Origin of the sequence: Dietzia papillomatosis NBRC 105045 (assembly GCF_001570845.1) — a bacterium.
Taxonomy (GTDB): domain Bacteria; phylum Actinomycetota; class Actinomycetes; order Mycobacteriales; family Mycobacteriaceae; genus Dietzia; species Dietzia cinnamea.
Genome location: NZ_BCSL01000025.1, coordinates 1 through 24,938 on the forward strand (window position 1 = coordinate 1; position 24,938 = coordinate 24,938).

Annotated in this window: 24 protein-coding genes; 2 read left to right on the forward strand and 22 right to left on the reverse strand. The window is 70.5% G+C overall.

Translation table 11 applies throughout. The annotated features are described in order from the left end of the window. Window positions 1–33: 33 nt before the first annotated feature. Complete coding sequence (locus DPA01S_RS10105; protein ID WP_232303097.1) at window positions 34–912, forward strand: coiled-coil domain-containing protein; 879 nt, start codon at window positions 34–36, stop codon at window positions 910–912. On the opposite strand, the gene DPA01S_RS17315 is transcribed toward DPA01S_RS10105, so the two are convergent. The 17 genes from DPA01S_RS17315 to rho form a co-directional block, all read right to left on the reverse strand. Next, window positions 893–1,195 (reverse strand): Rv1322 family protein, encoded by a 303-nt coding sequence (locus DPA01S_RS17315; protein WP_083961741.1) that lies wholly within the window; start codon window positions 1,193–1,195, stop codon window positions 893–895. The two genes, DPA01S_RS10105 and DPA01S_RS17315, sit on opposite strands and share 20 nt — an antisense overlap. 9 nt (window positions 1,196–1,204) lie before the next feature. After that, entirely contained in the window at window positions 1,205–1,885 is a 681-nt protein-coding gene (nucS, locus tag DPA01S_RS10110; RefSeq protein ID WP_007627610.1) for an endonuclease NucS, read from the reverse strand. A 70-nt stretch (window positions 1,886–1,955) separates the two neighbouring features. After that, entirely contained in the window at window positions 1,956–2,405 is a 450-nt protein-coding gene (locus DPA01S_RS10115) for a DUF2550 family protein (RefSeq protein ID WP_007627611.1), read from the reverse strand. A gap of 58 nt (window positions 2,406–2,463) precedes the next feature. Then, window positions 2,464–2,835: a F0F1 ATP synthase subunit epsilon gene (locus tag DPA01S_RS10120; protein WP_007627612.1), complete on the reverse strand. Its 372-nt coding sequence runs from the start codon at window positions 2,833–2,835 to the stop codon at window positions 2,464–2,466. A 9-nt stretch (window positions 2,836–2,844) separates the two neighbouring features. Next, window positions 2,845–4,293: a F0F1 ATP synthase subunit beta gene (gene atpD, locus DPA01S_RS10125; RefSeq protein WP_007627613.1), complete on the reverse strand. Its 1,449-nt coding sequence runs from the start codon at window positions 4,291–4,293 to the stop codon at window positions 2,845–2,847. A 3-nt stretch (window positions 4,294–4,296) separates the two neighbouring features. Further along, complete coding sequence (locus tag DPA01S_RS10130; protein WP_007627615.1) at window positions 4,297–5,283, reverse strand: F0F1 ATP synthase subunit gamma; 987 nt, start codon at window positions 5,281–5,283, stop codon at window positions 4,297–4,299. Between the two features lie 55 nt (window positions 5,284–5,338). Then, window positions 5,339–6,979, reverse strand: coding sequence for a F0F1 ATP synthase subunit alpha (gene atpA, locus DPA01S_RS10135; RefSeq protein WP_007627617.1), 1,641 nt, complete (start codon window positions 6,977–6,979; stop codon window positions 5,339–5,341). Window positions 6,980–7,075: 96 nt separating this feature from the next. After that, window positions 7,076–7,894, reverse strand: coding sequence for a F0F1 ATP synthase subunit delta (locus DPA01S_RS10140; RefSeq protein ID WP_007627619.1), 819 nt, complete (start codon window positions 7,892–7,894; stop codon window positions 7,076–7,078). A 14-nt stretch (window positions 7,895–7,908) separates the two neighbouring features. Further along, entirely contained in the window at window positions 7,909–8,481 is a 573-nt protein-coding gene (locus DPA01S_RS10145; RefSeq protein WP_007627620.1) for a F0F1 ATP synthase subunit B, read from the reverse strand. 32 nt (window positions 8,482–8,513) lie between these two features. Beyond that, entirely contained in the window at window positions 8,514–8,753 is a 240-nt protein-coding gene (locus DPA01S_RS10150; protein WP_007627622.1) for an ATP synthase F0 subunit C, read from the reverse strand. A gap of 100 nt (window positions 8,754–8,853) precedes the next feature. Beyond that, window positions 8,854–9,645: a F0F1 ATP synthase subunit A gene (gene atpB, locus DPA01S_RS10155; RefSeq protein WP_043566452.1), complete on the reverse strand. Its 792-nt coding sequence runs from the start codon at window positions 9,643–9,645 to the stop codon at window positions 8,854–8,856. 203 nt (window positions 9,646–9,848) lie between these two features. Further along, window positions 9,849–10,295, reverse strand: a complete 447-nt coding sequence (locus DPA01S_RS10160) for a Cg1360 family ATP-synthase-associated protein (protein ID WP_007627626.1) — start codon at window positions 10,293–10,295, stop codon at window positions 9,849–9,851. A gap of 10 nt (window positions 10,296–10,305) precedes the next feature. After that, a complete protein-coding gene (locus tag DPA01S_RS10165; protein WP_061916031.1) occupies window positions 10,306–11,466 on the reverse strand; it encodes a glycosyltransferase family 4 protein in 1,161 nt (386 codons plus the stop codon). A 3-nt stretch (window positions 11,467–11,469) separates the two neighbouring features. Continuing rightward, complete coding sequence (locus DPA01S_RS10170; protein ID WP_007627629.1) at window positions 11,470–12,123, reverse strand: L-threonylcarbamoyladenylate synthase; 654 nt, start codon at window positions 12,121–12,123, stop codon at window positions 11,470–11,472. Then, entirely contained in the window at window positions 12,120–13,094 is a 975-nt protein-coding gene (prmC, locus tag DPA01S_RS10175; protein ID WP_061916034.1) for a peptide chain release factor N(5)-glutamine methyltransferase, read from the reverse strand. The genes DPA01S_RS10170 and prmC overlap by 4 nt, the downstream gene beginning before the upstream one ends. A 22-nt stretch (window positions 13,095–13,116) precedes the next feature. Continuing rightward, entirely contained in the window at window positions 13,117–14,202 is a 1,086-nt protein-coding gene (prfA, locus tag DPA01S_RS10180) for a peptide chain release factor 1 (protein WP_061227663.1), read from the reverse strand. Continuing rightward, the gene (gene rho / locus DPA01S_RS10185) at window positions 14,199–16,340 is read right to left on the reverse strand and encodes a transcription termination factor Rho (RefSeq protein ID WP_082767588.1); all 2,142 of its coding nucleotides are present in this window, start codon (window positions 16,338–16,340) and stop codon (window positions 14,199–14,201) included. Before rho ends, prfA begins: the two co-directional genes overlap by 4 nt. A 432-nt stretch (window positions 16,341–16,772) precedes the next feature. Between rho and DPA01S_RS10190 the strand changes: the two genes are divergently transcribed. Beyond that, window positions 16,773–18,425, forward strand: a complete 1,653-nt coding sequence (locus tag DPA01S_RS10190; protein ID WP_232303098.1) for a long-chain-fatty-acid--CoA ligase — start codon at window positions 16,773–16,775, stop codon at window positions 18,423–18,425. A 6-nt stretch (window positions 18,426–18,431) separates the two neighbouring features. On the opposite strand, the gene thrB is transcribed toward DPA01S_RS10190, so the two are convergent. The 5 genes from thrB to argS are packed head-to-tail and all read right to left on the reverse strand — an operon-like array spanning window position 18,432 to window position 24,886. Next, window positions 18,432–19,394, reverse strand: coding sequence for a homoserine kinase (gene thrB, locus DPA01S_RS10195; protein ID WP_007628485.1), 963 nt, complete (start codon window positions 19,392–19,394; stop codon window positions 18,432–18,434). After that, window positions 19,391–20,473 carry a threonine synthase gene (gene thrC / locus DPA01S_RS10200; RefSeq protein ID WP_061227661.1) on the reverse strand — a complete coding sequence of 361 codons (1,083 nt, stop codon included), beginning with the start codon at window positions 20,471–20,473 and terminating at the stop codon, window positions 19,391–19,393. Before thrC ends, thrB begins: the two co-directional genes overlap by 4 nt. Then, on the reverse strand, window positions 20,470–21,822 hold the full coding sequence (locus DPA01S_RS10205) for a homoserine dehydrogenase (protein WP_061916036.1): 1,353 nt from the start codon (window positions 21,820–21,822) through the stop codon (window positions 20,470–20,472). Before DPA01S_RS10205 ends, thrC begins: the two co-directional genes overlap by 4 nt. Next, on the reverse strand, window positions 21,819–23,237 hold the full coding sequence (lysA, locus tag DPA01S_RS10210; protein WP_061916039.1) for a diaminopimelate decarboxylase: 1,419 nt from the start codon (window positions 23,235–23,237) through the stop codon (window positions 21,819–21,821). Before lysA ends, DPA01S_RS10205 begins: the two co-directional genes overlap by 4 nt. Beyond that, window positions 23,234–24,886 (reverse strand): arginine--tRNA ligase, encoded by a 1,653-nt coding sequence (gene argS, locus DPA01S_RS10215; protein WP_061227658.1) that lies wholly within the window; start codon window positions 24,884–24,886, stop codon window positions 23,234–23,236. The genes lysA and argS overlap by 4 nt, the downstream gene beginning before the upstream one ends. Window positions 24,887–24,938 lie beyond the last annotated feature (52 nt).

Consider the following 24,938-nt stretch of genomic DNA (forward strand, 5'->3'; position numbering starts at 1 on the left):
CGCGACGGCCGCGCCCGCGGCTAGGGTGGGGGTATGTCGAGCATGCACACACCCCCGGCGACCATCGAGCCGTTCGCGGTGGTGCGCAGGGGTTTCGACCGCGAGCAGGTGACGGCCGCCCTCTCCCGCCTCGAGGCCGAGACGGAACTCCTGCGCGCTGACCGCGACGCCGCCGTCGCGCGCGCCGACCGGGCCGCTGCAGAGGCCGGGCGGGCACACGACCGCGTGCGCGAGCTGGAGTCCCGCGTCGCGGAGCTGGGACGGGCGCCGGTCACCAGCGACCAGATGTCGGATCGCCTGTCCACCATGCTCTCGCTCGCCACCGCAGAGGCCGCGGCCATACGCGACGCCGCCCTCTCGGCCGCGGATCGCGTCCGCACCGAGGCCGACGAGGAGACGTGGAGACTCCGGGAGACCGCGGCCGCCGAACTGTCGGACGTCCGCGCCCGGGCCGCGGCCGTCCGGACAGAACACACCGTCGTGCTCGCCGCGGCCCGCACGCGGGCGGAGGAGATCGTCCGCGCCGCCCAGCGGCAGGCGCGGGCGCTCGACGAGGAGGCCGCCCGTCGTCGGGAGCAGATCGACGAGGATTTCCGACTCGCGTCGGATCTGCGCCGCAGCGAGTCGCTGCGAGAGGAGCGCGAGCGCCACGACGCCGCGGTCGCCGCCGCCGACGCGACGCGCCGTGAGGCGCACGAGGAGGCGCGACGGATCGTCGACCGGGCCCGCGACGAGGCGAGGGCCGTCACGGCGCGGGCACGCGCGCACGTCGAGGAGCTACGGGACCTCCGGCTGCGTGTGGTCGGCGATCTCACCGCGATCCGCGCGAGGCTCGAACCCGTCCCCGGCACCGAGGGCGACGACGTGTTCGAGCTGCCGCCGGAACCGGGGTTCAGCTCCAGCGACGGGTGAGGCCACGACGGAGGCGGCCAGCCCAGCATCCGGCGTGCCAGTGCCGTCGCTCGTCGTCGCCGCCCGGCCGGTCCGGCCAGGCGACCACGTGAGGTGTTCCCACGGTGACGAGGTGGTCGCAGCCCGGGCACCTGTAGTCCTTCGTAGCCCGTGCCGCCGGGATCCGCCGGACGTGGTACTGATCGGGATCGCCGGCGGGGCCGGACTCGAGCGCGCCACCGCCGAGGCCGTCCCGCCGCGGCGCGGGGCGTTCGCCGCCGCCGCGCCGGTGTCTCCTGGGCATCTGCCTAGCTCAGAAGAGCCGTAGGTCAGTGGACTCGATGCCGCGGAGAGTGTCGTAGTCGAGGGTGACGCAGCGGATTCCCCTGTCAGTGGCGAGGGTGCGGGCCTGCGGCTTGATGACCTGTGCGGCGAAGATCCCGGTCACCGGGGCGAGCAGCGGATCGCGGTTGAGCAGCTCCAGGTATCTCGTGAGTTGTTCCACGCCGTCGATCTCGCCACGACGCTTGATCTCCACCGCCACTGTCACACCGTCGGCGTCACGGCCGAGGATGTCGACCGGCCCGATGGCGGTCATGTACTCGCGGCGCACGAGGCTGTACCCGGGGCCAAGGGTCTCGATGTGCTCCGCGAGCAGTTCCTGGAGGTGGGCCTCGACGCCGTCCTTCACGAGACCCGGATCCACGCCGAGTTCGTGTTGGGACTCGTGGTGCACCTCGGCCACGGTGATCCGCAGCTGCTCCCCTGACTTGTTCTCCACTATCCAGAGGACGTGATCAGGGTTCTCCGGGTGCTCCTGCTCGGAAAGCGAGCAGGGCGGCGTCATCCAGTTGAGCGGCTTGTACGCCCGGTCGTCGGCGTGGACGCTGACCGAGCCGTCCGCCTTGACGAGCAGCAGGCGCGGCGCCATGGGAAGGTGCGCGGTGAGACGGCCCACGTAGTCGACCTGACAGGTGGCGACGACGAGACGCAAGGATTCCTCCTGGATACGGGCAGTGAACCGCTGGGAGCGGGCAGCGGACCGAGAGCGCGGTCCCGGGGCGTCAGCGGTGGGGACGCCGGGGCCGGATCTGCTCGGTCGAACAGGCCTCGACCCATGCGAGCAATCCGGTCAGTTCGGCGGGCGCGAGGCACAGCTCACCCTCGACGACGGAGCCCCCGGGATCGGTCCCGGAGAAGGGCACGATCACCTCGCCCTCCTCGGCCACGTCGAGCTCGGGACCGGTCGGTTGTCGTCGCGCCCCCAGTGCGAGACTCCGACGGTCGAGCCGTACATCGGCTCCGAACCGGACGCTGCCCAGGCGGTAGAAGGCGACGTCGGTATCGGAGTACCGGACCGCTCCGTATCGCCACGACTCCTCCCCCGTCCTGCGCACGAGGACCGACGTGGAGTTCCGTCGGACGACCACCAGACGATAGACCGCGGCCGCGACCACCGGGATCAGGACGAGCAGGACGACGACACCGAGAACGATCTCGATGGGAGCCGTCAATCTGCTCAACTCCTTCCGGTGGCCGCGGCCGGGGGTGCCGGTCGGGCCGGAGGTCGACTTAGGCGCCGGCCTTCTCGATGGCGCGGAGGCGACCCCGGGCCTTTGCGGCGGCGGCGGCGTCGTCGCCGGCCTCGGACAGCGCCTTCTCGGCAGCGGAACGGTCGATCGCGTCGGACCACTCCGCCGCCTCACCGAGGATACTGACCTTGTGGGCGGTGACCGAGAGGAAGCCACCCTGGACCGCGGCGACCTTCTTGCCCTCGTCGGTGTAGACGGTCACGGTGCCACCGGCGTCCAGTTCGCCGAGCAGCGGCTCGTGCCCGGCCTGGATGCCGATCTCGCCCTCGGTGGTCTTGGCGACCACCATCGTGGCGGTACCGGACCAGAAGCGGCGCTCGACCGTGACGAACTCGACTTCGATGTCAGCCATTGTCTACGGTCACTTCCCCGAGAGCTTCTTGGCGGCCTTCTCGACGTCGTCCAGACCGCCGATGCCGTTGAACGCCTGCTCGGGCAGGTGGTCGAGCTCGCCCTTGCACAGCTTGTCGAAGGCCTCGATGGTCTCGGACAGCGGCACGACCGAGCCGACCTGGCCGGTGAACTTCTCGGCGACGAGGAAGTTCTGGCCCAGGAAGCGCTCGAGACGACGGGCCCGCTGGACGGTGACCTTGTCCTCCTCGGACAGCTCGTCCATACCGAGGATCGCGATGATGTCCTGGAGCTCCTTGTACTTCTGGAGGATCCGGATGACTTCCTGCGCGACGCGGTAGTGCTCCTCGCCCACGATGCCGGGCTCGAGGATGCGGGAGGTCGAGGTGAGCGGGTCCACGGCCGGGTAGATACCCTTCGACGCGATGGAGCGGGAGAGCTCCGTGGTGGCGTCGAGGTGGGCGAACGTGGTCGCCGGCGCGGGGTCGGTGTAGTCGTCCGCGGGGACGTAGATCGCCTGCAGCGAGGTGATCGAGCGCCCGCGGGTCGAGGTGATCCGCTCCTGCAGCTGACCCATCTCGTCCGCCAGGGTCGGCTGGTAACCGACGGCGGACGGCATACGGCCCAGCAGCGTCGAGACCTCGGAACCGGCCTGGGTGAAACGGAAGATGTTGTCGATGAACAGCAGGACGTCCTGGCCCTGCACGTCGCGGAAGTACTCGGCCATCGTCAGGGCCGAGAGGGCGACGCGCATACGCGTCCCCGGCGGCTCGTCCATCTGACCGAACACCAGGGCGGTGTCCTGGAGAACGCCCATCTCCTCCATCTCGAGGAAGAGGTCGGTGCCCTCACGGGTGCGCTCGCCGACGCCGGCGAACACCGACGTACCGGAGAACTCACGCGCGATACGGGTGATCATCTCCTGGATGAGAACGGTCTTGCCGACACCGGCGCCACCGAACAGGCCGATCTTGCCGCCCTTCACGTACGGGGTCAGCAGGTCGATGACCTTCACGCCGGTCTCGAGGATCTCGGTCTTGCCCTCGAGCTGGTCGAAGGCCGGCGGCTCGCGGTGGATGCCCCACTGCTCGCCGTCCCGGCCCGTGCCGGGGGCGTCGAGGCAGTCGCCGAGCGCGTTGAAGACGTGGCCCTTGACGACATCGCCGACCGGCACCGAGATCGGCTTGCCGGAGTCGACGACCTCGGCACCGCGGACGAGACCGTCGGTCGACTGCATCGAGATGCAGCGCACCATGTTGTCACCGAGGTGCTGGGCGACCTCGAAGGTCACCGTCTTGGCGACGGCCGGGAGGGTGATCTCGGCCGTGAGGGCGTTGTAGAGGGCCGGGAGGGCGCCGCGCGGGAACTCCACGTCGACGACCGCGCCCAGGACGCGGGAGACCCGGCCGGTGAGACCGGCCGTGCCCGTCGTGCTCTGATCGGTTACAGCTGTGGTCATTGTCTAGTCACTTCCTGCGCTCGCGGCGAGCGCACCGGCTCCGCCGACGATCTCGCTGATTTCCTGGGTGATCTGTGCCTGACGGGCCTGGTTCGCCTCACGGCTGAGGCCCTCGACGATGTCGGTCGCGTTGTCCGTCGCCGACTTCATGGCCGTACGACGGGCCGCCGACTCCGACGCCGCCGACTCGAGCAGTGCGGCGAAGGCCCGGGTCGACATGTACCTCGGGAGGAGGTTGTCGAGCAGGGTGTCGGCGTCCGGCTCGAAGGTGACCTCGGGCTTGAACTCGGCCTCTGGGGAGTCCATGTAGTCCTCGCCCAGGTCCAGCTCCTCGATCTCGACCTGGGTCTCGATCGGCGCCAACCGCCGCGCCTTGGGCGTCTGGGTCAGCATGGAGACGAACCGGGTGTAGACGATGTGGACCTCGTCCACGCCCTTACGGGTCGTGTCGCCCTGGTGATCCTCACCGAGGAACTCCGCGGCGTCGAACGAGTCCTCGCCGCCGACAGCGAACGCCTTCGACAGGAGCTGGAAGGCCGGCCGGGCCTCCTGGTAGTCGGGCTTCTCGGAGTGCCCGGACCACGAACCGGCGAGGGGGATCTCCCGGAAGGTGTAGTAGACGATGCCCTTGTTGCCGAGGACGTAGATGTCCACCTCGCGACCCTCGCCCTCGAGGTACGCGATGAGCTCGGCGGCCTCCTTGAGGACATTGTGGTTGTAGCCGCCGGCCATGCCACGGTCGGAGGTCACCACGAGGACCGCGGACCGCTTGGGATCCTCGGGCTCGTTGAGCATGCGGTGCTGGATCGACGACGCACTCGCGAGGTCGGTCAGGATCGCCGTGATCTGGTCCGCAAACGGCTTCGCCGCGGCGACCCGTGCCTGGGACTTGGAGATCTGCGAGGTGGCGATCAGCTCCTGGGCCTTGGTGATCTTCTTCGTCGAGTTGACCGACTTGATCCGGTCGCGGAGTTCGCGCAGGTTGGCCATGGTCTCAGATCACGCTCCTCTCGCCCGAGTATCGGATGGCTGTCATCGCGAGGCCTCAGGCCTTCTTCTTCTTGGTGACCGTCAGCGTCTCGCGGTCGATCTCGTCCTCGGACAGCGCCTCGGCCTCGGGCTCGTTGACGACCCGCGAGCCGTCGGAGGCCACGAAGCCCTCCTTGAACTCGTCGGTCTTGGCCTTGAGGGTGGACATCGAGTCGTCGGACAGCGCGGCGCCGCCGGCGATCTGCTCGTAGACGTCGGAGGCGGCGTGGTGCAGGTGCTCGAGGAGCTCGTTCTCGAAGCGACGCACGTCCTCGACGGGGACGCTGTCGTAGAAGCCCTCGCCCGCGAGGTAGATCGACACGATCTGGTCCTCGACGGCCACCGGCGAGCTCTGGTCCTGCTTGAGGATCTCCACCAGACGCTGGCCGCGCTCGAGCTGGGCCTTGGAGGCGGCGTCGAGGTCGGAGGCGAACGTCGCGAACGACTCGAGATCGCGGTATGCGGCCAGGTCGAGACGCAGCGAGCCGGAGACCTTCTTCATGCCCTTGGTCTGGGCGGCGCCGCCGACTCGGGAGACGGAGATACCGACGTTGACGGCCGGCCGCACACCACGGTTGAACAGGTCGGACTCGAGGAAGACCTGGCCGTCGGTGATCGAGATGACGTTGGTCGGGATGAACGCCGAGACGTCGTTGGCCTTGGTCTCGATGATCGGCAGGCCGGTCAGCGAGCCGCCGCCCATCTCGTCCGAGAGCTTGGCGCACCGCTCCAGCAGGCGGGAGTGGAGGTAGAAGACGTCACCCGGGTAGGCCTCGCGGCCCGGCGGGCGACGCAGCAGCAGCGAGATCGCACGGTAGGCGTCGGCCTGCTTCGACAGGTCGTCGAACACCACGAGGACGTGGTTGCCCTGGTACATCCAGTGCTGGCCGATGGCCGAGCCGGTGAACGGGGCGAGCCACTTGAAGCCGGCGGAGTCGGAGGCCGGGGCCGCGACGATGGTCGTGTACTCCATCGCGCCGTGCTCCTCGAGGGTCGCCTTGACGCCCGCGATGGTGGAGCCCTTCTGGCCGACCGCGACGTAGATGCACCGCAGCTGCTTGGTCTTGTCGCCCGACTCCCAGTTGGCCTTCTGGTTGAGGATGGCGTCGATGCAGACGGCGGTCTTGCCCGTCTTGCGGTCACCGATGATGAGCTGACGCTGGCCGCGGCCGATCGGCGTCATGGCGTCGATCGCCTTGATGCCGGTCTGCATGGGCTCCTCGACCGGCTGGCGCTCGAGGACGGAGGGGGCCTGCAGCTCGAGGGCGCGGGTGTCCTCCGACTCGATGTCGCCGAGGCCGTCGATCGGCTGGCCGAGCGGGTTGACGACGCGGCCGAGGAAGCCGTCGCCGACGGGCACGGAGAGGACGTCACCGGTGCGACGGACCTCCTGGCCCTGGGCGATCTCCTCGAAGTTGCCGAGGATGACCGCGCCGATCTCGCGGTCCTCCAGGTTCAGCGCGACGCCGAGGATGCCGCCCGGGAACTCCAGCAGCTCGTTGGCCATCGCCGAGGGGAGACCGCTGATGTGCGCGATGCCGTCACTGGTGTCGACGACGACGCCGACCTCTTCCTTGGTCGCGTCGGTCGAAACAGTCGAGGTGTAGTTCGCAATCGCGCTGCGGATCTCATCGGAGGAGATCGTCAACTCCGCCATGTCATTCCTGCTCTCAAAGTCGGGATGTGCTTTATAGGTGTGTGCCGAGCCTCGACCACTGGAGACCGCAGCTCGTCGTTCGACCGGTCGAACCGGTCAGCGCAGGGTGCGCCGCAACGCGTCCAGGCGACCCGCCACGCTGCCGTCGATGATCTCGTCACCCACGCGGACCACCGCCCCGCCCAGCAGGGCGGGATCGACGTCGTTGTGGATGGCCAGCTCGCGGCCGTAGATCGACGCGAGCCGGCCACGGAGGTCGTCGGTCTGCTGCTCGGTCAGGGGCTCCGCGCTCGTCACCACGGCCACGGCGCGGCCGCGCAGTTCCGCGGCCTGCCGGGAGATCTCCATGAAGTCGTCCGCGGGCATCCCGGCCGGCCGGGCGACGGCCTGGGAGGCCAGCGCCTCGGTGACCGCGGTGACCTTGCCGTAGAGCACCTGGGCGAGCAGGGCCCGCTTGGCGTCCGCCGGCGCGGTCTTGTCGGCGAGGGCCTGCTCGAACTCCGCGTCGCCGGCGACGATGCGGCCGAGCCGGAACAGCTCGTCCTCGACCGTCTGGAGCTGGCCCTGCTGCTCCGCGGAGCGCAGGAGCGCCTCGCGGCCCAGCAGGATCAGGCCCGCCCGCAGTTCACGCGGGTTGGACCAGTCCCGGGACACCGCAGCGAGCAGGAGGTCGAGCGTGGTCTGGTCGACCTTCCACCCGAAGACCCCGCGCACGAGGTCCTGGCGGGCCTCCACCGGGGCGGACGTGTCGGCCACGGCGACCCGGAGTGACCGGTTGTCCTCCAGGACGTCGACGACCTGGAAGAGCTCCTGGCCCACCTTCGCACCGGTCGCCCCGCCGGCCGGGTCGGCGGCCAGGGCGGACTTCAGTGCCTCACGGGTCTGGTCGAGCGCGTCGCGACTCGCTGCGTGCATGGACTCCACTTCCCTTAGTTCTTGCCCGCGCCGGGGACCCGGTCGAGGTCTGCCAGAAAGCGGTCGATGGTGCCGGAGCGACGGACGGAGTCCGACAGCTGCTCACCCATGAGCCGCTCGGCCAGATCGACGGACTGACGCCCGAGATCGGAACGCAGTTCCGCGACGATCTGCTGACGCTGGGCCGCGAGCTGCTGGTTGCCGGCGGCGACGATCCTGTCGCTCTCGGCCTGCGCCTCGGCCTTCATGTCCGCGAGGATCTGCTGGCCCTGGGCTCGCGCGTCGTCGCGGATCTTGGCCGCTTCGCTGCGCGCCTCGGCGAGCTGTGCCTTGTACTTGGCCAGCTCCTCCTTCGCCTCGGCCTGGGTCTGCTCGGCACGACGCAGACCGCCCTCGATCCGCTCCTCTCGCTCATCGAGAACCTGCTGGAACTTCGGAAGGATGAACTTCCAGAACAGCCAGAGGATGACGGCGAGCGGGATGAGCGACCAGACGATGTCATACAGCGGAGGAATGAGCGGGTTGGGGCTCTCCTCCAGGGGGAGTGCTTCCCCCTCGGCCGCCAAGATGGCGATGACGTTGTTCATGGTGCGTCCCTAAGAGGTCGGTGTGTCGTCGATCAGAACAGGAAGCCGGCGACGATACCGATCAGGGCGAGCGCCTCGGTGAAGGCGATGCCGAGGAACATCGTGGTACGGAGGGTGCCGGCCATCTCGGGCTGACGGGCCATGCCCTCGACGGTCTTGCCGACGAGGATGCCGATGCCGATGCCGGGGCCGATGGCGGCGAGGCCGTAGCCGATCGCGCCGTAGCCGGTGACGTTCTGCTCGGCGGCCTGGGCGAGAGTGACGATGTCCATGGGGTTTCCCTTTCAGATGGCCGGGGCGGGTGGTTCCGCCCCGGTCGGACGTGGGTTGTCTGATTGACGGGTGGTCGTGTCAGGCCTGGGGGCCCGGGTACTAGTGGTTCTCCGCGTGGAGCGCACTGTCGATGTAGACGGCGACCAGCAGCGCGAAGATGTAGGCCTGCAGGAAGATCACCAGCAGCTCGAAGAGCGTGAACGCGACGGACAGCAGGGAGATGCCGGCGGACAGGACCGTCCAGCCGTTGAGCTGCCAGAAGAAGAAGTTCGACGCGCTGAACAGCAGCACCAGGATCAGGTGCCCCGCGAGCATGTTCGCCATGAGTCGGATGGTCAGCGTGGCGGGGCGCAGGATGAACGTCGAGACGAGCTCGATCGGGACCACCAGCAGGTGCAGGGCCGGCGGCAGGTTGGGGATCACGACGCTCGCCTTGATGAAGCGTCCGAAGCCGTAGCGCTTGGATCCCGCGTAGATGAAGGTGACGTAGCCCAGCAGGGCGAGCACCAGCGGGAACCCGATCCGGGCGTTCGGGGAGATGTTCAGCCCCGGGATGATGGCCGGCAGGTTCATCGCCACCACCGCGAAGAAGATCGTCGCGATGATCGGGAGGAAGCGGCGACCCTGCTCCTTGCCGAGGATCTCCTCCGAGATGTGCACCCGGACGAAGTCGAGGCAGATCTCCGCGACGTTCTGGACGCCCCGCGGCACCAGCTTCGGGTTGCGCATCGCGATCACCAGGAACGCGAGGAGAACGACCGCCATGAGGAGTCGGACCAGCATGAGGCGGTCGAGGGTGAAGGCACCGCCGGCGAAGTCCGTCAACCACTGCTCGGCAGGGAAGAACTCCTTGTCGATGTTCGGGGGGTGGAACTCGCCTTTGAAGGCCAGAAGCGTGGTACTCAGTGTGTTCTCCCCTGGTCGTGTCGGGCGACGGGCGCCCCAGCGCGTTCGGTATGAGCGGCCCGGAGTTCGCGGCCGGATCGGGTCAGCGCGCGAACGTCGTCAGGCCACGTGGCAGCCCGGTGACGTGCTCGTCTCACCGTCGTAAAGAGTAACACCCCGGTCTCGGTCCGTGACGGCAGGGGCACCCCTCAGGGGACGGTGGGTTCGACGTACGGCGTCCGGGCCTTGAGCACGGCCCACGTCTCCCCCGCGAGCACCACGACCAGTGCGACGATGATCGTCACGCCGAAGGCCGTGTGCGAGTAGAAATCGAACTGCGCGAGGGCGGCGACCACGCCCATCGCCACCAGGAGCTTGAGGAGCCACGTGCCCAGCACGACCGCTGCGGTGGTCTGCGGCGCGGAGCGCGCGGTGGCGATGACGACGATCGCGGTGGCGAGGACGAACGCCCCGCCGATCCCGGCGCCCATCAGGGCGCCCCACAACCCGGGCAGACCGTCGACGAGCGCCCAGACGATCGCGCTGATGACGGCGAGTACAGCCAGGGCCAGGACGCCGAACCGGACCGCCTTGCGCAACGCGGCGGTGTGCGGGCTCTCGGCGGGACGGTCGTCGGGTGCGGGCGCATCAGTCATGCCGTGCAGCCTAGCCGGATGCGGTCCCGCCTCCCGCGTGGTGTTGCGCCCGGGAGCTGCGGAGGCGCGGCACCAGGGTCGCGGCCAGCACGGAGAGCAGACCGGCGGCGACGAGCGGCACGATCACCTCGGTGGGCAGCATCGTCGCGCCCACGGCGCCGAAGGCGATGAGCGAGACCCACGCGTAGATCACGAGGGCGACACGGCGGTGGGAGTGCCCCAACGCGAGGAGGCGGTGGTGGAGGTGCATTTTGTCGGGCGCGAACGGGCTGCGCCCCGCCCCGACGCGGCGGACGACCGCCATGACGAGGTCCAGGACGGGCACGAACATCGCCGCGGCCACGACGATCACCGGCGAGAGCAGCACGATCATCTCCTGCGGCCCGTACAGGCTCTGCGAGATCTTCCCGGACGCGCTGGTGGAGGCCGCGGCGAGCACCAACCCGATGAGCATCGACCCGGAGTCGCCCATGAAGATGCGCGCGGGCTGGAAGTTGTGGGGCAGGAAGCCGAGGAGCGCGCCCGCGAGCACGGCGGTGACGAGCGCCGGCGGATAGGCGCCTACCGTTCCGCCCTGGTCGAGCATGATCCCCACGGAGAACACGCAGATGGCGAGCGCGGCGATCGCGCCGAGTCCGGCGGCGAGCCCGTCGAGCCCGTCGACGAAGTTCATCGCGTTGACGATCGCCAGCGTGAAGACGACGGTGAGCAGCCCGGCCTGCAGCTGATCCAGGACGAGGATGTTGCCGTCGCCGAACGGCAGGTACACGAGGGTCCACGACACGCCCATGGCGACCAGGACACCGGCGGCCGCGGCCTGACCGGCGAGTTTGGTGACGGCACCGAGGCCGAGGATGTCGTCGACGATCCCCACCAGCACGATCACGCCTCCGGCGATGATGGTGGCCTCGACGTCGGGCGCGAAGGGCGGGAACGCCCTGTTGAGGGCGGGGAGCTGGGCGGCGAGGTAGACGGCGACGAGCATCCCCGTGAAGATGCCGACCCCGCCCAGCCGGGGGGTGGGCACGACGTGCACGTCGCGCTCACGGGGGTACGCCAACCCGCCGATCGCGGGCGCCACTCCCCTGACCAGCCCGGTCACGACGAAGGTGACGAGGCCGGCGGTGACACCGATGAGCAGGAGCTCCCGGAACGGGATCCCGATGCCCACGGCTCAGCCGCGCAGGGCCGCGGGGTCGATGCCGAGGACCTCTCCGACGCGCTCCGCGGTCACTGCGCCCTCTCGCACGATGCGCGGCGCGGCCCCGGTGATGTCGACGATCGTCGACGGGGCCCCGATCGCGCAGGGACCGCCGTCGAGGTACACGGCGACGGAGTCGCCGAGCTGCTCGCGCGCCTGGGCGACGGTCGTCGCCGGCGGCTGTCCGGAGACGTTGGCGCTGGACACCGCGAGCGGGCCGACCTCCCGGAGGAGCTCGATGGCCACCGGATGCAGCGGCATGCGCAGCATGACGGTGCCGCGGGTGTGCCCGAGGTTCCAGTTCAGCGACGGCGCCTGGTGGACGATGAGGCTCAGCCCGCCGGGCCAGAAGGCGCGGATGAGGTCGCGGGCGGGGGCGGGCGTGCTCACGACGAGGCCGTCGATGGTCTCCCACGATCCGACCAGGACGGGGACGGGCATGTCGGGGCCGCGGTGCTTGGCCGACAGCAGCAGGTTGACGGCGTCGGGGTCGAAGGCGTCGGCGGCGATGCCGTAGAGCGTGTCGGTGGGGGTGACGACCAGCCTGCCCGCGCGCAGGGCGCCGGCCGCGGAGCTGAGGCCGACCTCGCGGCCGGTGTCCTCGGTGCAGTCGTAGGTGATGGTCACCTGGTGGTCCCCTTCCGGGCGCTCGTGACGACCTCGTCGTCGTCGTGGGTGTCACCGTGGTCGCCGACGGTGCCGCGGCGCGCGTCGAGTCGCCTCGCGGTGACGAACCGCGGCCGACCGGCGAGGTCGGTGTGCTGCTCCACGGTACCGAAACCCCCCTCCGCGGAGACCACCGCGGCGACCGCGTCGCCGGTCGTGTCGTCGTGCTCGACGGCGAGGAGGCCGTCGGGCGCGAGGAGCGCGGCCGCGAGGTCGACGAGGGGGACGACGACGACGAGGCCGTCCCCTCCCCCGAACAGCGCGGTGGCCGGCTCGTGCGCGAGGACCTCGGCGGGTAGGTCGTCGGTCACGGGGATGTACGGCGGGTTGGACACGACGGCCGCGACCCGGCCCCGCAGGTGCGCGAGGGTCTCGGGATCGGTGGCGTCGGCGTGGTGGACCTCGACGGGGGTGTCCCCCGCCGCCGCCCGCTCGTCCGCGTTGCGGCGGAGCCACTCGAGGGCCGCGTCGTGCAGTTCGACGGCGTGCACGCTTGCATCCGGCCGGGCGTGGGCGATCTCCAACGCGATCGTGCCGCTGCCGGCGCAGAGGTCTACCACCACCGGTCCGGGTCCGGGCGCGGGAGCGGGCGCGGGCAGCGCGGCGAGGGTCCACTCGACGAGCAGTTCGGTCTCCGGGCGCGGGATGAACACGCCGGGCCCCACGGCCAGGTCGAGCCGACCCGAGGCCGCACGGCCCAGCAGGTACTGCAGGGGCGTCCGATTCCGCGCGCGGGCGGCCACGATGCGCTCGACCTCGGCCACCGCCGTGGCGTCGAGGTCATCGGCGATCATGAGTCGGCCGCGGTCGATGCCGAGGACGTGGGCGCAGATGAGCTGCGCCTCGACGTGTGCCGAGTCGACACCGGCCGCCTGTAGCGTCCGGGTGGCCGAGCGCACCACCTCGGCGGCCGGGGCGGGGCGGGGATCCACGACGTCAGCAGCCTTCCACGGGCTAGGCCTGTTCCATGCGGCGACGGCGCTCCTCGGCGGCGAGGGCGTCGAGCACCGCGTCGAGGTCGCCGTCAAGCACGGCGTCGAGATTGTGGGCCTTGAACCCGACCCGGTGGTCGGCGATGCGGTTCTCCGGGTAGTTGTAGGTGCGGATGCGCTCCGAGCGGTCGACGGTGCGGACCTGGCTGGCCCGGCCCTCCGCTGCCTCCGCTCCGGCGGCCTCCTCCGCCGCGGCCTGGAGCCGCGCGGCGAGCACCTGGAGGGCGCGTTGCTTGTTCTGCAACTGACTGCGCTCGTTCTGACACGTGACGACCGTGCCGGTGGGCAGGTGGGTGATGCGCACTGCGGAGTCCGTGGTGTTGACGCCCTGCCCGCCCTTGCCGGACGAGCGGTAGACGTCGATCCGCAGATCCGACTCGTCGATCTCCACGGGGCCGACGTCCTCCGGCTCCGGGAAGACCAGCACCCCGGCGGCCGAGGTGTGGACACGTCCCTGCGACTCGGTGACGGGCACCCGCTGAACGCGGTGCACGCCACCCTCGAACTTCAGCCGCGACCAGACCCCGTCGCGCGACGGCTGGCGGGAGCGGATGGAGAACGACGCGTCCTTGTAGCCGCCGAGGTCGGACTCGGTGACGCCGAGGACCTCGACGATCCACCCGTGCTTCTCGGCGTACCGCGTGTACATGCGGGCCAGGTCGGCTGCGAACAGCGCGGACTCCTCACCGCCCTCGCCGGACTTGATCTCCATGACCACGTCGTCGGCGTCGTGCGGGTCGCGGGGCGCCAGGAGATCCGCCAGTCGTGCCTCGAGCTCGGCGGCCTCGGCGTCGAGACGGTCGGCTTCCTCGGCGAACGACGAGTCGTCCCCCGCGAGCTCGCGGGCCGCGGCGGCGTCGTCGCGGGTTGAGACCAGCGCGCGGTGACACTGCACGATCGGGGTCAACTCGGCGAACCTCTTGCCGACCCGGCGCGCGGCGGCCGCGTCCTCGTGCAACGTCGGGTCGGACAGCTGCGCCTCGAGGCCCCCGTACTCGGACAGGACGTCGTCGATCGAGGACGGCGACCGTCCCGCGCCCTGGGTCACTCCTCGTCCTGCGGCAGCGTGGGCGTCGTCTTGGCCACCTGCAACAGGAACTCGTAGTTGGTGTTGGTCTTGCGCAGCTGCGACATGAGCAGGTCGATGGCCTGGTGGGTGTCCAGACCCGAGAGCACCCGGCGGAGCTTGTGCATGATGCCCGCCTCCTCGGGGCTCATGAGCAGCTCCTCCTTGCGGGTGCCCGAGGGGCCGACGTCGACGGCGGGGAAGACCCGGCGCTCGGCGATCCGACGGTCCAGCTTGAGCTCGGCGTTGCCGGTGCCCTTGAACTCCTCGAAGATCACGGTGTCACCGGCCGAGCCGGTCTCGACCATCGCGGTCGCGATGATCGTCAGGGACCCGCCGTTCTCGATGTTGCGTGCCGCGCCGAGGAACCGCTTGGGCGGGTATAGGGCGGTCGAGTCGACACCACCGGACAGGATGCGCCCCGAGGCCGGGGACGAGTTGTTGTAGGCGCGACCGAGACGCGTGATCGAGTCGAGGAGGACGACGACGTCCTGGCCCAGCTCCACCAGCCGCTTCGCACGCTCGATCGCGAGCTCGGCGACCTGCGTGTGGTCGGACGGCGGACGGTCGAAGGTCGAGGCGATGACCTCGCCCTTGACCGACCTCTGCATGTCGGTGACCTCCTCCGGTCGCTCGTCTACGAGGACGACCATGAGGTGGCATTCAGGGTTGTTCGTGGCGATCGCGTTGGCGATGTTCTGCAGGATCGTGGTCTTACCGGCCTTCGGCGGCGACACGATGAGGGCGCGCTGCCCCTTGCCGATCGGCATGATCAGGTCGATCACGCGGGTGGAGATGATGTTCTTCTCCGTCTCGAGCCGCAGCCGCTGGTTGGGGTACAGCGGAGTGAGCTTGGAGAACTCCGGACGCTGGCGGGCCTGGTCCGCCGGGCTGCCGTTGACCGTGTCGATGCGGGCGAGCGGATTGAACTTCGCCCGGTTCTTCCCGCCCTGTCCGCCACCGCGGCCGCCACCCTGGCCACCGCCCGGACCGTCGTGCTGACCGTCGGACTGCCCGTCCCGGGGCATCTTGACCGCGCCGGTGATCGCGTCACCGCGACGCAGCCCGTAGCGACGGATCATGTTCATCGACACGTAGACGTCGTTGTTGCCGGCGAGGTAGCCGGAGGTGCGGACGAACGCGTAGTTGTCGAGGACGTCGAGGATGCCGGCGACCGGCTGGAGGACGTCGTCCTCCCGCACCTCGGTCTCACCCTCGGCCGGGCGGTTGCCGCCACGATTGCGCTCGCGGCGGCGGCGACCACGGCGACCGCGGCCCCCGCCGTCGTCGTCGCGGTTCTGGCCGTCGCCACGGGGGCCGTTGTCGCCGCCGTCCTGGCTGCCCTGGTCGGACCGGTTGCCCTGGCCGTCCTGGTTGTTGCGGCCACCCTGGTCGTTCCGGTTGCCCTGGCCGTCCTGGTTGTTCCGGCCGCCCTGGTCGTTCCGGTTGCCCTGGCCGTTCCGGTTGCCCTGGCCGTCCTGGTCGTTGCGGCCACCCTGGCTGTTCCGGCCGCCCTGGTTGCCGCGGTCGTTGCGGCCGCCCTGCTGGTCACGGGTGTCCTGGTCGCGGTTCTGCTGCCCGCGTCCCTGCCTCTGACCAGCGCGGTTGCCGTCCTCGCGGCGCGACCGCTCGCCCTGGGCCCGTCCGTCGCCCTGGGAGCCGCCCTCGTCGCCCGCCGGTGCGGAGTCGCCGCCGTCGCCGCCGTTGCGCGCCTTCTCCCCCGCGGTGTCCGCGCGGTTGCCGCGTCCCCGGCGACCCGTGCCGGTCGACGGTGCCGCTCCATCTGCCGAGGGGGACTCGGACGGCGCCTGCGGCTCCTCGCGGCGGGGCACGTCCGCCTGCTCCGGCGCGTCGGCCCGGCTCGTGGCCTCTGCCTCGCGCGGGGCCTCTGCCTGGCGCGGGGTCTCTGCCTCGCGCGGGGTCTCGGCACGGCGCGGTGCGTCGGACTGAGCGGGGCGGCCGCCTCGCGCGCCTTCGATCATCGCGACGAGGTCGCCCTTGCGCTTACCCGACAGGCCCTTGAGGCCCATCTGCTGCGCCAGTGCCTTGAGCTCGGGCAGTCGCATCGCCGACAGCGCGGCACCCTGGGGAGGGGTGGAAGTGGTGTCCGTCGAGGTCACAAGGATCCTTTCTGGGCCCGGGGCCGGGGCGGTGTGTTCCGCCTCGCATCGAGCAGGTGTCCGGGAAGCGGACTCGGCGTCCCGGGGTGGCCACGTGGGCCTTCCGCACCGGCACAATGGCCGGGCACGGATCTTTCGTCTGAGGGGGATCCACGCGAGGGGAGAACCGCCCGATGCGGGGGATCCCTGTACGTCACTCGCCGATCGGCCGCTCCGACCGAGACCGACCCACGTCGTACCGACCTGTAGCGGCGGGAATGGAAGTGGGATGACTCGGGACGCGGGGACGACCGAGCGCCCGTGACTGAGGTACAGCATACTACCCGGATGCCGATCTCGTGCACATCCCCCTCACGCGGGTCGCGACCGGCGCGAGGGGGCGGTCTCCCGGGCCGGTAACGTACACCACACCGAAGGGCGCACGAGGTGGAGGTGACCGTGTTCGGAACCATGGCGGACACGCCGTTGCTCGTCTCCCGCATACTCGAGCACGCCGCCGAACGACACGGCGGTTCCACCGTCACCGGATTCGTCGGAGATCTGGAGCCACGGCCCGTCCGCTTCGACGTCGTAGCCTCGCGGGCCGCCGCCACCGCACACGCGCTCGCCGGCCTCGACGTGCGCCCCGGCGACGTGGTGGGCATTCTCTCCGGCGCCCGCACGGAGGTCGTCGAGCTCATGTTCGCGCTGCCCGCCATGGGCGCCGTCGCATTCCCCGTGAACATCCACCGTTCGGAGGACTTCATCCTCTCCGTCCTGAGGGACAACCGGGTCGAGGTCGTCGTGGTCGATCCCGAACTGCTCCCCTCGGCGTACGCCGTGGCCGCACAGGTCGAGACACTGCGCCACCTCGTCGTCGTCGACGCCGCCGTCCCCTCCGCCCCCGGCGACATGCGCGCCGAGGTCCACGCCCTCGAGGCCCTCCTCGACGGGCAACCCACCACCTACCCGTGGCCCGAACTCGACGAACGCTCCGCGGCGGCCATCGCCTACACCTCGGGCACCACAGGCGCCTCCAAGGGCGTCGCCTACACCCACCGGTCCATCTGGCTCCACTCCATGCAGATGTGCATGGCCGAGAGCGCGGCGCTACGCAGCGGCGACACCGTCCTGACCACCATCCCCATGTACCACGTCATGGCGTGGGGACTCCCCTACGCGGCGTTCATGTCCGGCGCGGGCATCATCACCGCCAGGCCGCGCCCGGGGAAGGTCATGAGCACCGGCGCAGACGTCGCCGGACTTCTCGCCACCTACCGACCCAACAAGATGGCGACCACACCCGCCACCCTCCAACGACTCCTCCAGCGCCTCGAGACGAACCCCCAGCAGGTCGGCCACCTCAGCGAGGTCCTCGTCGGCGGCTCCCCCGTGCCCGAGGCGCTGTTCGACGCGTTCGTCAAGCGCCACGGCGTCACGATCATGCAGGCCTACGGCCTCACCGAATCCAGCCCGATCGCCGCGTTCGCGCGCCCGGACCCGCACTCGTCGGCCACCTACCGACGCGCACAGATGCTCGGCCAGGGCAGGTTCCCCGCCGGCGTCGAGGCGCGCCTCGTAGACGGCGACCGAGTCCAGCCGAACGACGGGTGGTCCGCCGGCGAACTCCAGATCCGCGGACCGTGGGTCACCGCCGGATACCTCGGGGACGAGGCGTCCGACCGGTTCGTCGACGGATGGCTCCGCACCGGCGACGTGGGCACCATCTCGTCGAGGGGCTACCTCGACGTGGTCGACCGGGTCGACGACATCATCGCCTCCGGCGGCGAGCTGATCTCCACCGTCGAACTCGAGCACGCGGTGCTGCGCGACGACCGGGTCGCGGAGGTCGCCGTCGTCGGCGTGCCCGACGAGCGCTGGGGAAACCGGCCCCTCGTGCTGGTGCGTCTCAAGGCCGGCGCCACCGCGACCGCCCGCTCGCTGTGGGACGGGCTCGACGGGCTCGTCGAGCCGTGGAAACGCCCCGATCACTGGGCGTTCGTCGACAACATCCCCCAGACCACCGTCGGGAAGTTCGACAAGATCCGGATCCGCGCCCGCCACGCCGCGGGCGAATACCAGGTCACGACGATCGCGCCGCGCTGACGCCGGTCAGCCGGCCGCCACGACGCGGGCGCCGTCCGCGATCTCCAGGTCCCGGACCGTCCACCCCTGCCGCTCGGCCAGTTCCCGCAGATCCGAGGGGAGCGCGCCGGTGCCGAGCACCAACACGGTCGGGCCCGCACCGGAAACCGTCGCGGCCAGCCCGCGCTCGCGGAGCCGGGTGACCCACTCGGTGGTGCCGACCAGGGCCGGCGCGCGGTACGACTGGTGCAGCCGGTCCTCCGTCGCGGCCAGCAGGTGCTCGGGGTGGGAGGCCAGGGCGACCGACATGAGCGCAGCGCGGCTCGCGTTGAACGCCGCGTCCTCGTGTGGGACGGTCGCCGGCAGCAGGCCCCGGGTCTGGGCGGTCGAGGACGTCTCCGACGGCACCAGCACGGTCGCCACGATCGACGGGTCGACCTCCATGCGCACGGCCCGGTAGTGGACGCCGTCGGACGACCGCTCGGTCCACGAGACCACGACGCCGCCCAGGACACTCGCGGCGGCGTTGTCCGGGTGACCCTCGAACTCACTCGCCAGCTGCACGAGATGGTCGGTGGACAGCGCACCGTCCATCAGTCCGTTCGCCGCCACCAGTCCCCCGACCGCGGCCGAGGCCGACGATCCGAGACCGCGCGAGTGCGGGATGGAGTTGGAGCACGAGATCCGGACGCCCGGCGCTCCGACACCGCCCGCCCGGAGACCCGCCTCGACGGCCTTGGCCACCAGGTGCGAGGCGTCCTCCGGCACCTGGCCGGCGCCCTCCCCCGAGACCTCGAGCTCGAGACCCGAGGCGATGACGGTCACCGTAATGGTGTCGTACAGGCCGAGCGCGACACCGAGCGCGTCGAACCCTGGCCCGAGGTTCGCGCTCGAGGCGGGGACCTCGATCGTCACCGTCCGGCCGACGGGCAGGATGCGCCCGCCTGAACTGCCGAAGACCTCCGGGCCGGAACCGTCCACGGCGCTCACTGCAGACCGAGAGCGCCGGCCACCGCGGAGGGGTCCACCGGCACGGGCTCGACCTCGGGCATGCCCAGCAGCGCCGTGTCCGGGTCCTTGAGACCGTTACCGGTCACCGTGCACACGATGGTCTGCCCGGCCTCGAGCTCGCCGTTCGCGTGCGCGTCGAGCAGGCCCGCCACCGACGCGGCCGAGGCGGGCTCGACGTAGACGCCGTCCTTGCCGGCGACCGTGCGGTACGCCTCGAGGATCTGCTCATCCGTGCGCTTGCGGAACGTCCCGCCGGACTCATCCCGCGCCGCCACGGCCCCGTCCCACGACGCCGGGGCGCCGATCCGGATGGCGGTGGCGATGGTCTCCGGATCCTTGACCGGCGCGCCGTCGACGAGCGGTGCCGCACCCGCGGCCTGCACACCCATCATCCGCGGCCGGGACGAGATGACGCCGTCGGCGTTGTACTCGGTGTAGCCCTTCCAGTACGCGGTGATGTTGCCCGCGTTGCCGACGGGCAGGAAGTGCAGGTCGGGCGCCCGGCCGAGGACGTCGACGATCTCGAACGCCGCGGTCTTCTGCCCCTCGATACGCACCGGGTTCACGGAGTTGACGAGCCCGATCTCCGCGTAGGTGGCGGTGGTCTTGCGCGCCAACTCCAGGCAGTCGTCGAAGTTGCCGTCCACCTGGATGATGGTCGCGCCGTGCATGACCGCCTGGGCGAGCTTGCCGGCGGCGATCTTGCCCTGCGGGATGAGCACCGCGCAGCCCATGCCTGCCCGGGTCGCGTACGCCGCCGCGGACGCCGACGTGTTACCCGTCGACGCGCACAGCACCGCCTTCTGGCCCCGTGCCTTCGCGTCCGTGACCGCCATGGTCATGCCGCGATCCTTGAACGAACCGGTCGGGTTGAGGCCCTCGACCTTGAGGTACACCTCGCACCCGGTCACCGCGGACAGATGGGTGGCGTGGATGAGCGGGGTGCCACCCTCGTACAGCGTCACCGGCTCCCAGTCGGAACCGATCGGCAGGCGATCGCGGTAGGCCTCGATGAGGCCGGGCCACCGGCGGTGCACGGGCTGGTGGGTGTTGCTCATTCGGTGTCCACTCCCTCGAGACGGATGACGCTGGTGATGGCGGTGACCGCGTCCTGGTCCGACAGCGCGGCGACGGTGTCCGCCAGAGCGCGCTCGGTGGCCAGGTGCGTCAGGACGGTGATCTCGGCGGTCGGCTCGACGTCCTCGGCCTCGGCGTCGGGCACCTCGACCTCGGTCTGCCGGACCTGGGCGATCGAGACCCCGTGCGTGGAGAACTCGGTGGCCACCTGCGCGAGCACACCCGGCTTGTCCGCGACGCGCATGCGCACGTGGTACCGGGTCGAGATCTCGTCCATGTTCGCCACCGGCAGGGCGGCGTACGTCGACTCCCCGGGCGCACGGCCCGCGCCGGCCTTGTTGCGTGCGGCCGCGACCATGTCACCGAGTACGGCGGACGCCGTGGGCGCGCCGCCCGCGCCCTGACCGTAGAACATGAGGCGACCGGCCGCCTGGGCCTCCACCACGACCGCGTTGAACGCGCCGTTGACCGCCGCCAGCGGGTGGCTGTTCGGTAGCAGGGCCGGGTACACGCGCGCCGAGACGGCCTCCGAGCCGTCGCTCTGACGCAGCTTCTCGCAGATCGCCAGCAACTTGATGGTGCAGTCCATGTCACGCGCGGACTCGAAATCGTCGGGCGAGATGCGCGAGATGCCCTCGCGGTAGACGTCCCCGGCGGTCACGCGGCTGTGGAAGGCGATCGAGGCGAGGATGGCGGCCTTGGCCGCCGCGTCGTAGCCCTCGACGTCCGCGGTCGGGTCGGCTTCGGCGTAGCCCAGCCGGGAGGCCTCGGCGAGCGTCTCCGAGTAGTCCGCGCCGGTCGAGCCCATCTCCGACAGGATGTAGTTGGTGGTGCCGTTGACGATGCCCACCACGCGCTCGACCTGATCGCCGGCCATCGACCGACGCAGGGGTCCGATGACGGGGATCGCGCCGGCGACGGCCGCCTCGAAGTACAGGTCGGTGTGCGTCGAGTCCGCGGCCTCGGCCAGCTCGTCGGTGTACTCGGCGAGCAGCGCCTTGTTCGCGGTCACCACGGCCTTACCGTGGCGCAGCGCCTCGAGCAGGAGCGGACGTGGGAGGTCGATGCCGCCCATGAGCTCGACGACGATGTCGACGTCCTCGCGCGAGACGAGCGACGCCGGGTCCGCGGTGAGCAGATCTGGGTCCAGCCCGCGGTCTTTGGTCAGGTCGCGGACGGCGACGCCGCGCAGGGCCAGGGGTGCCCCGATGCGGGCAGCCAACGCCTCGGAGTTCTCGGTCATGTAGCGGATGACCTCGGTTCCGACGGTGCCCATCCCGAGCACCGCCACTCCCACGGGTCGCACACCCGACGCGGTTACGTCGCTCACTGTCCCACCTCCAGGCTCGTCAGATCGTCCAGGGTCTCACGGCGCAGCATCAGTCGTGCCCGCCCGTCGCGCACCGCGACCACCGCGGGACGCCCGATCAGGTTGTAACGGCTCGACATGGAGTAGCAGTACGCGCCGGTGGCCGCGACGGCCACCAGGTCGCCGGAGCCGGCGTCCTCCGGCATCCACAGGTCGCGGACCACCACGTCACCACTCTCACAGTGCTTGCCGACGAGCCGGGACACGACCGGCTCGGCGCTCGAGGCGCGCCCCACGAGCCGGGCGTCGTAGACGGCGTCGTAGAGGGCCGTGCGGATGTTGTCGCTCATGCCGCCGTCGACGCTGATGTACCGCCTCTGCTCGCCCCCGGCGAGGTCGACGTCCTTGACCACACCGACCTCGTACACGGTGACCGTCCCGGGACCGGCGATGGCGCGGCCGGGCTCGACGACCAGGGTCGGAGGGGTCAGCCGCGCGTCACGCGCGAAGCCCTCGACGATCTCGCGGAGGGAGGCGGCGAGCCTGGCCACAGGAGGCGGATCGTCCGAGGGGACGTAGCTGATCCCCAGTCCTCCGCCGAGGTCGAGGTGATCGAGCTGAGCGGTGCGTTCCGTGCCGAACTCGTCGACGATGTCGCGCAGGAGTCCGATGACCCGGCGGGCCGCGAGCTCGAAGCCGTCGATGTCGAAGATCTGCGAACCGATGTGGCTGTGCAGGCCGGTGAGCCGGATGTGCGACGCGGCGAAGACGGCGCGGACCGCCTCCATCGCCGCGCCGCCGGCGAGAGAGAAACCGAACTTCTGGTCCTCGTGCGCGGTGGCGATGAACTCGTGGGTGTGGGCCTCGACGCCGACGGTGACGCGGATGAACACGTCCTGGACCACACCCTCCTCGCGGGCGATCCTGTCCAGCAGCTCGATCTCCGACATCGCGTCGATCACCACGTGGGCGACGCCGCTGCGCACGGCGTACCGCAGCTCGTCGGCCGACTTGTTGTTGCCGTGCACGGTGATCCGCTCCGGCGGGAAGCCCGCCCGCAGGGCGATGGCCAGCTCGCCCCCCGATGCGACGTCGAGACTGAGTCCCTCCTCGGCGACCCATCGGGCCGTCTCGGTGGTGAGGAACGCCTTGGACGCGTAGTGCACGCGATCCGCTCCCCCGAACGCGTCGGCCATCTCGCGGCAGCGCGACCGGAAGTCGTCCTCGTCGATCACGAACAGCGGCGTGCCGAACTCGGCGGCCAGGTCGGTCACCGGCACGCCGGCGATCTCGACGACGCCGTCGTCGCGTCGACGTGCGCCCCGCGGCCAGACCGACGGGGCCAGCGCCATGAGGTCGTCGGCGTCGGCGGGCCGCTCGGCGATACCGGGGGCGTGCGGGACCTCGTGTCGGGTGCCCGCGGGATGCGCGCTCACATTCTCTCCGGGGCGGTGACGCCGATGAGGCGGAGGCCGTTGGCCAGCGTCTGCCGGGTCGCCGAGCTCAGCGCGAGCCGGGCCTCGTGCAGGGGCCCGGGCTCCTCGTCGCCCATCGGCAGGACCCGGCAGGTGTCGTAGAAGCGGTGGTAAGCGCCGGCCAGTTCCTCGAGGTACCTCGCGACGCGGTGCGGCTCGCGCAGGTCCGCGGCGCTGGCGACGACCCGGGGGAACTCGCCGATGGTGCGGATGAGGGCGCCCTCGCGGTCCTCGACCAGCAGTGCCAGGTCCGCGCCCTCCGTGGTGACCCCGAGGTCGGCCGCGTTACGCGCGAGCGAACACAGACGGGCGTGCGCGTACTGAACGTAGAAGACGGGATTGTCGTTGGTCGCCGACGTCCACAGCTTCAGGTCGATGTCCATGGTCTGGTCGACCGAGGAGCGGATCAGCGCGTAGCGCGCGGCGTCGACACCGATCGCGTCCACGAGGTCGTCGAGCGTGATGACCGTGCCCGCCCGCTTGCTCATCTTCACCGGTTCGCCGTCGCGCACGAGGTTGACCATCTGGCCGATGAGCACCTCGATCGTCGCCGGGTCGTCGCCCAACGCCGCGGCGGCCGCCTTGAGTCGTGCGATGTACCCGTGATGGTCGGCGCCCAGCATGTAGATGCACAGGTCGAATCCACGCTCGCGCTTGTCGAGGAAGTAGGCGATGTCGCCGGCGATGTAGGCGGCGTCGCCGTCGGACTTGAGGACGACACGGTCCTTGTCGTCCCCGAACGCGGTGGAACGCAGCCACCACGCGCCCTCGGACTCGTACAGGTTGCCGTTGCCCTTGAGCGTCTCGATCGCCCGGTCAACGGCGCCCGAGGTGAACATGGAGTTCTCATGGGTATAGACGTCAAAGACGGTGCCGAACTCGGCGAGCGAGTTCTTGATGTGGGAGAACATCAGGTCGACCCCGGCCGCGCGGAAGGTCTCCAGCGCCTCGTCCTCCGGCATGTCGAGGACACCCGGATGCGCGGTCATCACCTGCGCGGCGATGTCCTGGATGTAGGCCCCGGCGTACCCGTCCTCCGGGGTCTCCTCCCCACGCGCAGCAGCGGCCAGCGAGCGGCTGAACCGGTCGATCTGGGCACCGTGGTCGTTGAAGTAGTACTCGCGGGTGACCTCGGCTCCGGAGGCCTCCAGGACGCGGCCGAGCGCGTCACCGACGGCCGCCCACCGGGTGCCGCCCAGGTGGATGGGGCCGGTGGGGTTCGCGGAGACGAACTCGAGATTGACCCGTCGGCCGGCCATCGCGTCGCCGTAGCCGTACCGCTCCCCCTTCTCGAGCACGGTGGCGACGAGCGAGCCCTGCGCACCGGAGTCGAGCCGGATGTTGAGGAAACCGGGACCGGCGATCTCCGCCGATGCGATGCCCGGATCCTGCGCCAACGCGTCCGCGAGCGCCTGTGCGAGGTCCCGCGGTGCGGACCCGATCTTCTTGGCCAGCTGCAGCGCGACATTGGTCGCGTAGTCGCCGTGTTCGGGGTTGCGGGGCCGCTCGACGGTCACCGTCTCCGGAACGACCGACGTGTCGGCGCCGCGCTCGGTGAGAACGGCGATGAGGGCGGCGCGGATGACGGCGGCGAGGTCGGCGGGAGTCACGTCTGCCCATCCTAGATGTCGGCACGTCGAGCCGGGAATCGGAGCCCGTGGG